The organism is Bradyrhizobium sp. (genome assembly GCF_035701725.1).
Taxonomy (GTDB): domain Bacteria; phylum Pseudomonadota; class Alphaproteobacteria; order Rhizobiales; family Xanthobacteraceae; genus Bradyrhizobium.
Genome location: NZ_DASSRP010000308.1, coordinates 1 through 13,755, shown reverse-complemented (window position 1 = coordinate 13,755; position 13,755 = coordinate 1). Strand labels below are relative to the sequence as shown.

Sequence of the window (13,755 nt, the reverse complement as noted above, 5' to 3'; positions counted from 1 at the left end):
CGAACGCGATACTCAATTGGAGTCCCTGCTCGAAAACCGCAAACGCGAGCTCGGCATCTCCTTCGAAACAGGCCGCAGGCTCAGCCTCGAACTTGCCTTCACCCACGGCCTCGACATCGGCAGAGGCCGGGGTCTCGGAATTTGACCCGTCCGATTTCCCGCCGGCTCTACGTCACAGTACGCCGACGCGAAAACTCTCTTGCGCGGCCGCCACGGCTCATCCTGTCTGGATCAGGAGCAGTCAGAGACAGCCAGCAAGAGGCAGCGCGGCCATGCGCGAACCGGACCGTATCATCCGTTTGAAAACAGTCCTCGCCAGGACAGGGCTGTCCCGGTCCACCATCTACCGCAAGATCGCCGAAGGCACTTTCCCTTCGCAGATTAAGATCAGCGCCAACGGGAGCGGCTGGCACGAATCCGATATCAATCGTTGGATCGCGGATCCCATCAGATGGCGTCCGAAACGGGAGTTCGATGAAACCTGAAGAGGCTTGTCGCAGCCAACGCGGCTCACGATGCGCCGTGAACCCGGCGCTCGCGATGAGCAGCCATCACAATCGAGTGTTTTCTCAATCTACAATTAAAGCGCGGCGTGATGGTAGCTACGTGGTAGCTAGGCTGGGTGCCCCAATCCCGGGATTACTGCTAACCACCTGATTTGTTTGGTACAGTTGGGTGGGCTCGAACCACCGACCTCCTGTTCCACAGACAGGCGCTCTAACCAACTGAGCTACAACTGCATCCCTCGATCGGCCTCCCAAGGAGGCCTGAGATCGGGCGGAAACTAGAGCATGATCCACAAAAGTGGAAGCCGGTTTTCCGAAAAGCCTGCCCTCGGGCTTGACCCGGGGGATCATGCTCAAACAACCATCTAAAACGCGGGCTGGTTTCCGCAAGACTACGCGCTTTAGGTGCAAGCTTGCGCTTTGGCAAGGCCAACCGCCCGCCAAAACAAGGCATTATCGACGCGGCTTTTCGGCCGCTGCTGCCGCTTTCAAACAAAAAACCCGGGCGCGACCGCCCGGGCTTTTTCGGCCGATGGCCTTATCGCTAGGCTCAGGCTGCGGGCTTGAACAGCTTGTTGGCATTGGCCTTGATCGGCTCGACGGTCTCGCTCGCAACCCGCTGCGACAGCTCGGTGAGCTCCTTGCTCCAGGCCGAGAAGGCCTCGTACTGCTTCTTGGCGTGGCTGGTCCAAAGCTCCATCGCCTCCGAAGGCGTCTTCACGGCGACCAGTTCCTGCGCGAAGTCGAGCGAGGCGGAGGTGTTGGCCTTGACGATTTCCATCAGCTTGGCGGAGTACTCGCTGTAGCCTCGGCTGGCGTTGGAAAACACCGCTTCAATCGTCGAATTGTTGCTTTCGGCAACGTCCTTGAAGCGGGCGTAATTGTCGCGGGCCTGCGAAACGCCCTTTTCGGCGAAAGCACGAACCTGCTCGGGGACTTCGAACGGAATGATGGAGGCGGAGAACGGATCGGTAGTGTTGGCCATGGCATGCATCCTCTGGGGGAAGGGTGGATACGATGTGACCCTTTGCTCGCCCGGGGATTTCCGGAAACGTCGGCAGGGATCACTTTAGGCGGAGATACCCGATTGGGGCGCTCAAGATATGAGCACATTATCATGGCATTTTTGTGCAACGCAACGAAATACCTCTGCGATGCCGCAAAATAATCGGCAAGGCGCCGCTTCGGCCCAAGGTGTTCCGTCCTGGTTGGTTCCAAAGCCTAATGTTTCGGCTTGGCGGCATCCATTGCGGTGCGGCTCATGATCTGGCCCATTTCGCTGGCCTGCTCGGCCAGCGCGCGGATCTGGCTCTGCGCATATTCGCGGTGCAACCGCATGACCTCGCTGAGGTCTTTGGCATGGACGAGCGCCTGCGCGTAGTCGAGCGAAGCCTGGACGTTCCGCTCGGCGTAGGAGAACGCCGTCGCACTGGCGTCTTTGGCACCGGCACCGACGCTCGCGGTTCGCGCCGAAAGCGAATCGGCGGCGATTTGCGCGCCCTCGATGAATTTCTCGAAGGTTCTGCGCGCCTGTTCCAGCCCGGCGTCGGCCATCGACCGCATCTCCTTCGGGATCTCGAAATGCCGCTGTCCCTGTTCGTCCATGATGCGCCTCCTGTTTTGAGTCGGTGGCAACGCCCGAAAGCGCGACAAGGTCCATGGGCTCATACGAGTTAAGGTTATCCCGCCTTTCGAACCCGATCCCGGCCCCCGGCCGTGGACCTGCAAAGCGCGGAAGGCGATACTAACGATCTGTTAACGCTGTCAGGTTCGCCAAGCCCGACCATCCGACGCCGAAAGACGATGCAAAGTACGGAATTCAAGAGGCGAGGCGCCGACGATCCGCGGCTGGCCGTGCATGCAACAAGCCCCCTTCCCGCCTGGTTATGGTCGGTCGACGGAACGCGCGTGCTGTGGGCCAATCCTGCCGGCGCGCTGGCGTTCGGCGCGGCGAACAGCGTCCGCCTCTTCGGCAGGGTCTTCGGCCCGGCCGACCCGCACCGCCGCCAGATAGCCCAGCTCGCCCGCCGCCTGCTGCCGAACGGCGCCGTTCGCCTGGAGCGGTTGCGCGGCTTCGGCTCCGTTCTCAACGGCCTTATCACCTGCGCCTGCGCGCGGCTTGAATTTGCCGATGGCAACGACGGCATTCTGATCGCGGCCGCCGAACCGGTCGGGCGCACGCTGCCCTTGATCGAGCAACTCGAAAAGCTGGTCGAAGACATCGACGCGCCGGTGGCGAGCTTCCAAAGCGACGGCACGCTGGTTGCCGCCGGCGGCAAGCTCGACACCTCCGCCCTTCATCACCTCGCCGATGCAGGCCTCGAGGAAGCGCGCCAGACCGCCTTGAAACAAGGCCGCAGCGAAGCGCCTTTCGGCTCGGGTCACATCACGCTCGTGCGCCTCGGCAACCGCGCCGATAGGGGGCTGTTTGCGGTCCTCACGCCGGCGGAAATTCCAATCGCGCAGGATGACCAGCCCGTGTCGGTATTTTCCGATGCGGTGGCCGAGGACGCGACAGCCGGGGCAGCGAACACAACGTCCAACGCGGACGCCGTTTCACGAGCTGAAGCGACGGAAGCTGAGACGTCTGCACCGCGCGCCACTGATCTCCAACCCGCCGAGCCGCTTACACCGACATCGCGCCGGCATCCGATGCGCTTCATGTGGCAGATGGATGCCGATGGCAGGTTCTCGCTCGGCTCCGACGCCTTCACGCGTCTGATCGGCGTTCACACCGCCGCCGGCTTCGGCCGGCCGTGGACCGAGATCGCCGACGTCTTCGGCCTCGATCCGGAAGGCCTCGTCGTCAAGGCGATCGCCACGCGCGAAAGCTGGAGCGGCATCACCGTGAACTGGCCGGCCGACGACGGCAGCCGTCTGGCCGTCGAGATGTCGGGACTGCCGATCCACGATGCGATGCGAAACTTTGTCGGCTATCGCGGCTTCGGCGTTTGCCGTGACGTCGCAAGCCTTGCGCGGCTCGACGTCCTGCGCAGTCAGGAATTCTTCAACGATCCGCCATCAGCCGACATGATGTCGCCTGAAATTGGCCCAGCCGTTACGGAACCATGGATCTCGCCTGCGCCTGCCTCTCACATTGCCGACACAAGCGTTAATTCGACAACCGTTAATTCGACAGCGCCGATTTCTTCTGCGCCCTCACCCGACACAGCAGCACACCCAACCGAACAGGATAGGCCGGTGGAAACGCCCAACGAAATCCTCACGGAAGTGCCGGCCTCGCCAAACGTCGTCCCGTTCCGCCCGCTCAACGACGCGCGCCCACCGGTGCTGACGCCGGTCGAGAACAGCGCCTTCGATGAACTGGCCCGTCAGCTTTCGGCAAGGCTGGAAAGTGAAGGCGGACTGTTTCAAGCGAGCGAGCCGTCCGAACCGCCTCACGCCGTCACGTCGGCATCGCTGACGAGCGAGACAACGGCAACCCATGTCGCGCCTCCGACCTGGCTCGCCGAGCCCGAAGCGCCGGCGCGCGGCGAAAGCAGGCGCGACAAGACACTGCTCGACCTTCTGCCGACCGGCGTGATGATCTACCGGCTCGACCGCCTGCTCTACGCCAACAGCGCCTTCCTCGAGCGCATGGGCTATCCGAGCCTGCACGCGCTGGAACAGGCCGGCGGCGTCGATGCACTTTATGTCGAGCCCGGCGTCTCGAGCGCGAGCAGCACGTCCGACACCGGCACGCCGGTGAGGATTTCATCGCCCGAGGCGCCGTCCGCCGGCGCCATCGACGCACGCCTCCACACCATCGATTGGGACAACGACAGCGCGCATGCGCTGATCTTTGCCGGCGCGTTCGAGCAAGGCATCATCGCCGCGCCCTCGGTCGAACCGCCGATGCCGCCCGTCGCCGAAGCCGAGCCGTCCGCCGTCGGCCAGGCCAATGCGGAAGAACTTGCCGCCATCCTCGATACCAGCGCCGACGGCATCCTGATGTTCGATGCGCTGGGCAATGTGCATTCCTGCAACCGCAGCGCGGAAAACCTGTTCGGCTATGACGGCGACGAACTGACCCAGCGCAATCTCGCCAGCCTGTTCGCGCCCGAGAGCGAAGGCATCGTCAAGCAGTATCTCGAGAGCATCAGCGGCACCGGTGTCGCGAGCCTTCTCGAACACGGCAACGAGATCCTCGGCCGCAAGCGCAGCGGCGACCTCATCCCGCTGTCGATGACGATCGGTCGGACGCGATCCAATGGTCCGAATTTCTTCGCGGTGTTCCGTGATCTGACGCCGATCAAGAAAGGCGAGAGCGAGCTGCGCGAGGCGCAGCGCCTGGCCGATCGCACCGCGAACGCCAAGGCCGATCTCTTGGCGCGGATCAGCCACGAAATCCGCACGCCGCTGAATGCGATCATCGGCTTTGCCGAAGTGATGATCAGCGAACGTTTCGGCGCGCTCGGCAACGAGCGCTATATCGAATACATGAAGGACGTCCGCACCTCCGGCCAGCGTGTGGTCGCGGTGCTCGACGACATGACCGATCTCAGCCGCATCGAGACCGGCAAGCTCGACCTCGCCTTCACCAGCCAGAACCTCAACGATCTCGTCGAAAGCTGCGTTGCGATGATGCAGCCGCAGGCGAGCCGCGAACGCATCATCATCCGCACCTCGCTGGCCTCGATGCTGCCACCGGTGGTGGCCGACGGTCCGGCGCTGCGCCAGATCACCATGAACCTGATCGGCAATTCGATCCATCTCACCAACGCCGGCGGCCAGGTTATCGTGTCGACCGCGCTGACCGATTTCGGCGACGTGGCGCTGCGCATCCGCGACAGCGGCCCTGGCCTCAACGACAACGAGGTCGCGGCGGCGATGGAGCCGTTCCGTCAGCCGGCGCCGCTCGATCAGTCGCCCGAGGCCGCGGTCAGCCTGTCGCTGACCAAGGCGCTCGTCGAAGCCAATCGCGGACAATTCAACATCAAGACCGGCGCGCGCTCGGGCACGCTGGTCGAGGTGGTGTTTTCGCGGGCGGTGGCCAAGACTTAAATCCGCGCGCCGCGGCGCTTCTCTTCTTCTCCCCCCTGTAAGGGGGAGGTTCAGCTCACCAGCCCTAGGCTTCGCGATCGCGTGCGTGTCGCGCGCGCTCCTTCGTCGCGGCGCTGACGATTTCCTCATTGGTATGGGCATGGCCCCAAAGGCCCCAGCCGCCCGGTACCGCCTCGGTCAGAACCACCCAGGTCCGGTCTTTCAGACCGTCGTCGCCGGCAGCCCTGGCCACGAGGTCGGTGAGCTGGCGCACCACGGCGATCTGCTTGGCGCGGTCGAGCGCGCCGGCATTGGTGAGAACCTGAACGCGCACATAGTTGGAATCGCCGTCCGCGTTCGAGATCGCGCCGGGCGCGAGCTCATGCACGAAGGTTGCGGTATTCTTGCGAAACATCGGAATGTCCGGCACCTGCTCGATCGATTTGACGATCGCGGCGGCCTCTTTGGCCAATGCATGGGGATCGCCAAAAGTGCCTGCGGTGGCGTAGATATCAATCATCGGCATCGACGGCGCTCCTCCGGTTGGGCCACGCCCAGACTACAAGGACCGCCGCCGAATGTTTTGACAATTGTCATAGCCGCCGAACGATTGAGGCACGCCCGGCGGATGCACCTAAAGGAAGCGCAGACGCCTAGAGAAAGTCCGCGATGGCATCGAGAAACATTTTTGGCGCCTGCAATTGCGGGACGTGGGCGCAGCCGGTCAGGATCTTCAGCCGCGCATCCGGCAGCAGCGCCGCGAGCTCGTGCGACATCGGCGGCGGCGTCGCCTCGTCATGTTCGCCGACCAGAACCAGCACCGGGATTTTGACCTTTGGCAGTTCAGGGCGCAGGTCGAGTTCGGCGAGCTGCGCGCAGGCCGCCTGCAACACCTCGGGATCGGTCTTCAGAAAGGCCTCGCGGCGGTCGCGCATCAGATCGGGATGACCGGCCTGAAAATCGGGCGCGAACAGCCGCCGCATCGCGACATCGGTGATCGCGGCCAGGCCCTTGGCCTTGGCTGCCGCCGCCATGTTGCGGAAGGCCTGACGGCCCTCTTCGGAGAACGCCGCGCCGCAATCGGCGAGGATGAGTTGGCTCGCGATGTCAGGGTGGCGGATCGCCATCTGCAAGGCGACGAAGCCGCCATAGCCGTTGCCGAGCACGGTGACGTCTGTCCCGCCCGCGGCATCCCTCACCACCTCGGCCATCCGGTCGGCTACCTCGGCAAGCGAGCCGCCCGCCGCCTGCGAACCGCCAAAGCCCGGCAGTTCCGGCACCACGACGCGGTGCGATCGCGCCAGTTCCGGCTCGATCGAGGCAAAACTCGCCCGGTCCGACAATAGCGAGTGAAACAGGAACAGGGCCGGCCCCTCACCGGACACCGCCGCATTGACGCTGCCGTGGGCGAACAATCGATCCATGCGGGGTCCTTCTTTTGTCTTGGAGCGGGACGGATGAGGAAGCGTGAGACGGAACCGATTGATAGATCAAACCACGGACATTTCAAGCCCTCGGCGCTTGACGTGATATTTCACGAATGCAACATAGCGTACGAAATTCAGCGGAAAACATCATGCTTTTGCGTGACAATGTCTATGAGAGCCTGCGCTCTGATATTCTGAACTGCCGTCTCGCGCCGGGCGACGACGTGCGCGAGCAGGACTTGGCCACCCGCTATGCCGTCAGCCGCCAGCCGGTCCGCGAGGCGCTCTTGCGGCTCGAGCGCGAGCACCTCGTCACGGTGCAGCCGCGCCAGGGCTATCGCGTCAATCCGAGTTCGCTGTCGGACGCGCGCGACCTGTTGCGATTTCGTCTGGCGCTGGAGCCGGCCTGCGTGGCGGAAGCGATCGAACATGCAGCGGACAAGACGCTCAAGGCGCTCGATAGCTTCCGAAAGTTTGCCGGCAACCGCGAAGACTTCATCAGCTATAACCGCGCGTTTCATTCGGCGCTGGCGCAGGCTTCCGGCAATCGCCGCATGGCCGGCGCGTTGTGCGATCTGATCGGACAGGCGGACCGTCTCGTCCGTGTCAGCCTCGCCAATGTCAGGGATCACGACCCGACCCAGCTCGTGAAGGAACATGGCGAGCTGATCGAGGCGATGCAGCGCCGCGACCGCCGGCGCGCGCAGGGCCTCATCAAGGCCCATATTCAACAGACCGAAAAGCGCGTGCTGCCGGCACTCAAGCGGAACGCCGTGATCGTGGAGGAGAAAACAACATGAATATTCCCGCCAAGCCCGGCACCTCATCGATCGAGATCCACGGCAACTTCGTCGACGGCCGCGAAATCGAAGCCGGCCAGGGTCCGATGCTCGACGTGCGCAATCCGGCGACCGGCGAAGTGATCGCGCAGATCCCGAATTCGACCGCCGAAGATATCGACCGCGCCATGAAAAGTGCGCGCGCGGCCTTCGAGGGCAAGGCCTGGGGCGGCATGGACGTGCGCGCCCGCGCCCGGCTCGTCAACAAGCTCGCCGACGCGTTCGAGGCGAATCTCGATCAGCTCTATAAGCTCGAGACGCTCAACAATGGCCGCCCGGTCAACGAAACCCGCGCGCAGCTCTCCCGCCTGCCGGATTTCTTCCGCTATTTCGCCGGCCTTGCGCTCGCCCGCCGCGACTCGGTGATCCCCGTCGAAGGGCCGTACCTGAACTACACGCTGCGCACCCCGATCGGCATCGTCGCCAACTGCACGCCGTTCAACCATCCCCTGATGATCCTGTGCAAATCGCTGGCCGCGGTGCTGGCATCGGGCTGTGTTACCGTGGTGAAGCCGTCCGAATACACGCCGCTGACGACGCTCAAGCTTGCGAAGATCTTCACTGACGCAGGCCTGCCGCCGGGTGTGTTCAACGTCGTGCTCGGCCTCGGTCAAAGCGCGGGCAAGATGCTCGCCGAACATGGCGATATCGATAAATTGGTCCTGACCGGCGGCACCGAGGCCGGTCGCATCGCCGGAAGTGCTGCCGCGAAAGTGTTCGCGCACCAGACCATGGAGCTCGGCGGCAAGACGCCGGTGATGGTGTTCGACGACTACGACATCGACCGCGCGGTGAACTATGCGGCGTTCGGCGCCTTCATTGGCGCCGGCCAGACCTGCATCTGCGCTTCGCGCCACCTGGTGCAGGCCTCGATCTACGACGAATTCGTCGCCAAGCTGAAAGCCAAGGCCGAGACCATCCGCATCGGCGATCCCTCCGATCCCGCCACGCAGCTCGGCCCGGTGATCTCGGCGCGGCAGCGCGACCGCGTGTTGTCCTATTGCAAGTTCGGCCACGAGGACGGCGCGCGGCTCGTCGCCGGCGGCGTGGCACCGAAAATCGCAGGTTTCGAGAACGGCTACTTCGTCGAGCCGACGGTGTTCGCCGACGTGAAAGCCGACATGCGCATCTTCCAGGAGGAAGTGTTCGGCCCGTTCACATCGGTCACGCCGTTCAAGGACGAGGCGGATGCCTTGCGCCTTGCCAACGATTCACCGTTTGGGCTGGCGGCCGCGATCCGCACCCGCGACGTCGCCCGCGCCCATCGCGTCGCGGCGGGCGTGAAATGCGGCATCGTCTGGATCAACGATCATCACCGGCTCGATCCGGCCTCGCCCTGGGGCGGCGTCGGCGATTCCGGGGTGGGACGCGAATGCGGCACTGAAAGCTTCGACGATCATTTCAACGTCAAGAGCGTCATGGTCGCAACCAATGACGCGCCGTTCGACTGGTACCGTGACACGGCCGGCCAGCGGCGGTTGAATTAAGCGTAAGACGTGACGCCGGCCGAGAAGCCGGGGCGCGAGACAATAAGGGGGGACTTTCATGACTGCTGCAGTCAACGCCGGCGCGCGGCTCGACCGGCTGCCGATCTCGTCGTTTCACTACCGCATCTTCGCTTTGGTCGGCGCCGGCATGTTTTTCGACGGATATGACCTCTATGTTGCCGGCGGCGTGCTCGCCGCAACGGTCAAATCCGGTTTCTCGACCGCGGCGCAGAATTCGCAGTTCCTGTCGCTGACCTTCGTCGGCATGACGATCGGCGCCCTGGTCACGGGCTTTGTCGGCGACAAATACGGCCGCCGCTTCACCTACCAGATCAACCTCCTGATCTTCGGCTTTGCCTCGCTCGCCGCCGCCTTCGCGCAGGACATGACCCAGCTCATCATCTGCCGCTTCGTGCAGGGGCTGGGGCTCGGGGCCGAAATCGTGGTCGGCTATTCGACGCTGACCGAATTCGTTCCGCCGAAGACGCGCGGGCGCTGGCTCTCGATGATGGCCTTCATAGTGGTCGCGGGATTTCCGGTCACCTCGCTGCTCGGCTATCTCATCATTCCCAATTTCGGCTGGCGGCCGATGTTCGTGATCGCCGGCATCGGCTCCTTGTTCGTCTGGTATCTGCGAAAGAACCTGCCGGAATCGCCGCGATGGCTGGAATCGGAGGGACGCAACGAGGAAGCCGCCGCCCTGATGCAGGCGATCGAAAAAGAAGCAGCCGGCGACCAACCGTTGCCGCCAGCGGTGTGCGCACCGCCCGTCGTCCCGTTCGCCGCCAGCGATCTGATCAAGCCGCCACTGCTCCAGCGCATGATCGTCGGCGCCTGGGTGCTGATCACGATCAACACGCTGATCTTCGGCTTTGTGATCTTTCTGCCGCAGTTCTTTCTGCGCCAGGGACTGACGATCACCAATTCGCTCGCTTATACGCTGGTGCTGTCGGCGGCGTCGCTGGTCGGATGCGCGTGCGGCGCCTACGCCTCGGACGCCATCGGCCGGCGCTGGAGCATCATTGGCGCTTCCGTCGTCACCATCGTCAGCGGCTATCTCTATGCCCGTTTCGATGCCGCCTCCGATCCCGCGATCGTGCTCAGCGTCGGATTCATCCTCGTGGTCGCGATCTACGTGCAGACCGCGATCCTCTATGGCGTCTATACGACGGAGTTGTTCCCGACCGAGATCAGGCTCACGGCGAACGGCATCTGCAACTTCTTCGGACGCGGCGCCACCGTGGTGTCACCCTTCATCGTCCTGGCACTGGTGACCAACTACAAATTGCCCGGCGTGGTCTGGCTGATGATTGCTCTCGTGGTGGTGCAGATTCTGGTGGTGTGGGCCTGGGGCGTCGAGCCGCGTAACCGCGGGCTGGAGGACGTCGCAAAGGCGAAAACGTGAAAATTTAGAGTCGTCATTCCGGGTCGCGCAAAGCGCGAACCCGGAATCTCGCGCCGCAACTTCGAGATTCCGGATCGGTCCGCACGTGTGCGGACCGTCCGGAATGACAGGTCAAGCGTTCTTCAGCGCCACCCGAAACTCGGCTTCGGTCTTTGCCTCCATCATTCGCTGCACAGGCCTGCGGTCCACGACCAGCCGCAGCAGATCCGGCCTGGAATAGTGGCCGCCGATGTCGGACAGTGACTTTGCCGCAAGGACGGCTTCGCGCGATCCTTCGGCGATCAGAATCGTTTCTCCCTCGCCGGGACCGGCAATGATCTCGCCGCGGGGATCGATGATGCAGCTGTCGCCGGTGTACTCGATCGTCGAGAGTGCGCGGTACCGCTCCGGCGTATCGGCGTGGGAACGCATGCCGCCAACCGCGATGACGTAACACGCAGCCTGCGAAGCGAAGGCACGCGACAACAATAATTGGCGGCCAGAGCGGGCTCGGCGACGGCGGCGCGCTTGCAGCTTCGCGTCCCGGCCATGCCGCGACATGGATCTGCGTGCCCTGAGCTGCAAGCGCATAACCGGGCAGCATCGCGTTGTGCTCCCAGCAATTGAGCCCGCTGATCCGTCCATAAGGCCGTTCGTGGACGCGGAGGCCCGTCGCGTCGCCATCACCCCATACCGAGCGCTCGTTGAACGTCGGCTTGATCTTGCGATGACGACCGAGAATGATGCCCTCCCGACCGATGAACAGCAGTGTACAATACACGCTGGCCCTGGTGATATCGTCGCGCTCCGCCACGCCGATCACGACGTCAAGGCCCGCGCACCTCGCCGCCTCGCATAGCGCATCGGTCGCCGGACCGGGAATGTCGACGGCATTGTCGAGATAGTCCGCCATCGCCTGCCACGTCAGCGGCGACAGCGGCGCGTTGCAGAAGAATGGATAGCCGGGCAGCCAGGTTTCGCCGAAGGCCGCGATAGTCGCACCCATTGCGCCGGCTTCGGCGATTAGGCGGCAGGCCTTTTCGACTGACGCATCGCGATTGAACGGCACTGCTGCGGCCTGAATGGCCGCGAGCATAAAGCGATCACTCTCTGACATGACACTACCAGCGCTAGTCTGCGCCCTTGCGCGCGGCATCGAGCGCGCCTTCGAGCAACGCCAGTGCCTTGACGCGGCGCCGCCGTGCCAATCGCGCGACACCGACCTCGCGCTGGTGCTCGCCGGCGATCAGCGCCTGGATATTCGGCAGCGGCTGAATCGCGCCGCGGCTGCCCCATTCGCCGTCCGGAGTTTCGGTCGGGAAAACCCAGACACGCTTCGCCACATCTTCGTATTTGCCGCCGTCGGCGCGCACCACGGCATCGGTGACATCCTTCACCAGCACCTTGCGGATCGCGTCGGTATATTGGCCTTCGGGCACTGTGGAGACGATGCGGTAACGCGGCATTGTCGCGCGCTCGCCAGCGACGAACACCGCCGCAGGCCGATGCACGAACACCCACGTGACGCTCTGCGCCACCTGGTTGTCGGCGCCAAAGCCCTCATGGGTGATCAGGATATCGGTGAGTTCCTTCATCAGGCGCGCTTCGGCTTCCGGCTTCAAGGCACCTTCGGGAATCGTAACGTCGATCATCGGCATGTCGAACCTCGCTTGTTTGCTTGGACGACCGAGATCTAGAAGCGAGGCGACTGCGATCGTAGTGGCGATATCGCCATCTTTCGTGCAAAATCGGACAAGCGCCGGAAGGGGTCTCAATTGGCGGAGGAGAAGCGACGCTGATAATCTCGTGGCGATAATCCGGTTTCGCGCTTGAACAGGCGGCGGAAGGTCGAGAGATCGCGGTACCCGACGCGCTCGCCGACCGCATCGACGGTCAGACGCTTTGCCTGCAACAAACGCTTAGCCACATCGACGCGCAGTGACTGAAGATACTGCAGCGGCGCTTCACCGGTCGCGCGCTTGAACCGCCGGTTGAGCGTGCGTTCGCTGACCGAGAGGGCACCTGCGAGTTCGCCGAGATTGAAGCCGGCCTGCAGCGACTTCTGCATCGCCCGCTGGGCGCGCGCGACCAGCGCATCCGAATGCTCCGCCTCCTCTTCCATCGCTGCGTAGGACGCCTGCGAGGCACGATTGCGGTCGATCAGCATGATGCGGCCGACCTCGCCGGCAACGCGCGCGTCCAGCAACTTCTCGACGATCCGCAGCGCCATATTGAGCGCGGTCGTCACCGCGCCGCTGCAAATGATGTTGTTCTGCTCGGTCAGTATCTCGGATACGCTTAATTCGACTGCAGGATAGCGCTGCGCAAAGATCTTGGCCTTTGCCCAATGCGTGGTCGCAAGTCCTCCTTCGAGGAGCCCAGCTTCCGCGAGAATGAAACTGCCGGTGCAATAGGACGCCAGAAGCGCGCCGCGCTGATGTTGGGCGCGAAGTGCCGAACACAGCGGCTTCATGAGGTCGGCTCTCGCAAAGAAGCGCTCGACGTCGGTCACGAACGGACCGGGGACGATCACCGCATCGGCCGCACTCCGCGGCCCGATCGGACCGTCAACGTTGATCACCTGCCCGGACGCGGTCCGGATCGGTTTGGCGTCGAGCGATTCCAGCCGCCATTTCAAGCTCTGCGCATTGCCACCCTGTTTCTTGGACCAGAAGTAGTTGGCGGCCGTGAAGACGTCGAGGCAACCAGCGACGCTGGAGGCGAGAATATCGTCGTAGACCCAAATCTTAATGAGCGGCATGGCGTCGTGTCTGATTTTCCCTGAATTGAGGCAATCTTGCCATCGCGGGGCGGCCGAACGCAACCGCATGCCAAGCATGCAGCATAGCCTGTCATGCTCGGTGTTCTGCCGGGCATCCAGGTCTCGGACGATTCGAAAGCCATTGGATGGCCGGACCAGCCGGCCATCACGAATGTGATGGCGCCTTTACGCGTTCTTCAGCGCCACCCGAAACTCGGCTTCGGTCTTTGCCTTCACCTCGTCGAGCGTGACGCCGTCGGCGAGCTCGATCAGCGCCATGCCGTCCTTGCCGTGCTTGTCGATGGTGAAGACCGCCAGATCCGTCACCACCATGTCGACGACGCGCTCGCCGGTCAAAGGCAGCGTGC

General features: G+C 63.5%; 12 protein-coding genes, 1 tRNA gene and 2 pseudogenes. 5 read left to right on the top strand and 10 right to left on the bottom strand.

Features of this window, described 5'->3' with window-relative positions:
- Positions 1 to 272: 272 nt before the first annotated feature.
- Entirely contained in the window at positions 273 to 485 is a 213-nt protein-coding gene (locus VFL62_RS18330) for an AlpA family transcriptional regulator (RefSeq protein WP_325173794.1), read from the top strand.
- 178 nt (positions 486 to 663) lie between these two features.
- On the opposite strand, the gene VFL62_RS18325 is transcribed toward VFL62_RS18330, so the two are convergent.
- From VFL62_RS18325 to VFL62_RS18315, 3 genes are all read right to left on the bottom strand, one after another.
- Positions 664 to 740, bottom strand: a tRNA-His gene (locus VFL62_RS18325).
- Positions 741 to 1,056: 316 nt separating this feature from the next.
- Positions 1,057 to 1,491 (bottom strand): phasin, encoded by a 435-nt coding sequence (locus tag VFL62_RS18320; RefSeq protein WP_325173793.1) that lies wholly within the window; start codon positions 1,489 to 1,491, stop codon positions 1,057 to 1,059.
- A 236-nt stretch (positions 1,492 to 1,727) separates the two neighbouring features.
- Positions 1,728 to 2,111, bottom strand: a complete 384-nt coding sequence (locus VFL62_RS18315) for a phasin family protein (protein WP_325173792.1) — start codon at positions 2,109 to 2,111, stop codon at positions 1,728 to 1,730.
- 198 nt (positions 2,112 to 2,309) lie between these two features.
- On the opposite strand from VFL62_RS18315, the gene VFL62_RS18310 reads away from it, so the two are divergent.
- Positions 2,310 to 5,510: a PAS domain S-box protein gene (locus VFL62_RS18310; RefSeq protein ID WP_325173791.1), complete on the top strand. Its 3,201-nt coding sequence runs from the start codon at positions 2,310 to 2,312 to the stop codon at positions 5,508 to 5,510.
- A gap of 64 nt (positions 5,511 to 5,574) precedes the next feature.
- Here the strand turns inward: VFL62_RS18310 and VFL62_RS18305 are convergent, their stop codons facing one another.
- The gene (locus tag VFL62_RS18305) at positions 5,575 to 6,015 is read right to left on the bottom strand and encodes a hypothetical protein (RefSeq protein ID WP_325173790.1); all 441 of its coding nucleotides are present in this window, start codon (positions 6,013 to 6,015) and stop codon (positions 5,575 to 5,577) included.
- 127 nt (positions 6,016 to 6,142) lie between these two features.
- Entirely contained in the window at positions 6,143 to 6,913 is a 771-nt protein-coding gene (locus VFL62_RS18300; RefSeq protein ID WP_325173789.1) for an alpha/beta fold hydrolase, read from the bottom strand.
- A 152-nt stretch (positions 6,914 to 7,065) separates the two neighbouring features.
- On the opposite strand from VFL62_RS18300, the gene VFL62_RS18295 reads away from it, so the two are divergent.
- Genes VFL62_RS18295 through VFL62_RS18285 form a run of 3 tightly spaced genes read left to right on the top strand, consistent with a single transcriptional unit; the run spans position 7,066 to position 10,647 of the window.
- Entirely contained in the window at positions 7,066 to 7,716 is a 651-nt protein-coding gene (locus VFL62_RS18295) for a GntR family transcriptional regulator (RefSeq protein ID WP_325173788.1), read from the top strand.
- Positions 7,713 to 9,242: an aldehyde dehydrogenase gene (locus tag VFL62_RS18290; RefSeq protein WP_325173787.1), complete on the top strand. Its 1,530-nt coding sequence runs from the start codon at positions 7,713 to 7,715 to the stop codon at positions 9,240 to 9,242. The genes VFL62_RS18295 and VFL62_RS18290 overlap by 4 nt, the downstream gene beginning before the upstream one ends.
- Before the next feature lie 58 nt (positions 9,243 to 9,300).
- Entirely contained in the window at positions 9,301 to 10,647 is a 1,347-nt protein-coding gene (locus VFL62_RS18285; RefSeq protein ID WP_325173786.1) for an MFS transporter, read from the top strand.
- 111 nt (positions 10,648 to 10,758) lie between these two features.
- Here VFL62_RS18285 and VFL62_RS18280 read toward each other — a convergent pair whose 3' ends face one another.
- From VFL62_RS18280 to VFL62_RS18265, 5 genes and pseudogenes are all read right to left on the bottom strand, one after another.
- Positions 10,759 to 11,187, bottom strand: coding sequence for a nitrilase-related carbon-nitrogen hydrolase (locus VFL62_RS18280; RefSeq protein ID WP_325173785.1), 429 nt, complete (start codon positions 11,185 to 11,187; stop codon positions 10,759 to 10,761).
- Position 11,188: 1 nt separating this feature from the next.
- Positions 11,189 to 11,722, bottom strand: a pseudogene (locus VFL62_RS26925) (nitrilase-related carbon-nitrogen hydrolase); the annotation flags it as partial.
- Between the two features lie 34 nt (positions 11,723 to 11,756).
- The gene (locus VFL62_RS18275; protein WP_325173784.1) at positions 11,757 to 12,284 is read right to left on the bottom strand and encodes a Tautomerase enzyme; all 528 of its coding nucleotides are present in this window, start codon (positions 12,282 to 12,284) and stop codon (positions 11,757 to 11,759) included.
- Positions 12,285 to 12,397: 113 nt separating this feature from the next.
- Positions 12,398 to 13,387: a GlxA family transcriptional regulator gene (locus VFL62_RS18270; protein ID WP_325173783.1), complete on the bottom strand. Its 990-nt coding sequence runs from the start codon at positions 13,385 to 13,387 to the stop codon at positions 12,398 to 12,400.
- Between the two features lie 186 nt (positions 13,388 to 13,573).
- A pseudogene (locus VFL62_RS18265) lies at positions 13,574 to 13,755 on the bottom strand (succinyl-CoA--3-ketoacid-CoA transferase); the annotation flags it as partial.